Annotated in this window: 1 protein-coding gene; it reads right to left on the minus strand. The window is 69.9% G+C overall.

The genetic code is table 11. The features are described from left to right. Window positions 1–778: polyketide synthase dehydratase domain-containing protein (locus EEJ42_RS31165; protein WP_184503355.1), on the minus strand; the 778-nt coding region annotated here is incomplete at both ends.

Consider the following 778-nt stretch of genomic DNA (forward strand, 5'->3'; position numbering starts at 1 on the left):
GCAGTACCAGCGAGTCGATGTCGGCCACCGGCTGACCAGCGGCGTCGGCCACGCGCAGCCTGTACTCGCCGGATCCTCGCGGCGACAGTCGCACCCGTACGGCCGAGACACCGACGGCGGACAGCGACACGCCGGACCAGAGGAACGGCAGCATCGCGCCCTCAACCTCCGGAGTCTGGAGCCCGAGCGCGTGCAGCACCGTGTCCAGCAGCGCCGGATGCACACCATACGCCGACGCCTCCGCAGCCACCTCCTCCGGCAAGGCCGCCTCCACGAACACCTCACCGCCACTCACCCACACGTCCCGCAAGCCCCGGAACGCCGACCCGTAGACCAACCCCGCACCGGCCAGCCGCTCATACAGCCCCTCCAGCGCAACCGGCTCCGCACCGGCAGGCGGCCACACACTCAGATCCCAGTCGGCGACGACAGGCTCGGCCGTGACACTGCCAGTGGCATGCAACGTCCACGGCCGATCGGCCGAGGCACCCTCCGGACGCGCGTACACCCGCAGCGCACGCCGCTCCTCACCGGGCTCCGGCGCATCAACACTGAGCTGCACCTGAACAGCGCCGTCCTCCGGAAGGACCAACGGCGCCTGCAAGGTCAACTCCTCCACCCGGTCACACCCGACCCGGTCACCCGCCTGCACCGCAAGCTCAACGAAGACCGTACCCGGCACCAACACCGAACCCGCCACCACATGATCAGCCAGCCACGGATGCGACCGCACCGACAACCGCGACGTCAACAACACCGCATCCGAACCCGCCACCGC

The organism is Streptomyces botrytidirepellens (assembly GCF_003721215.1).
GTDB lineage: Bacteria > Actinomycetota > Actinomycetes > Streptomycetales > Streptomycetaceae > Streptomyces > Streptomyces himastatinicus.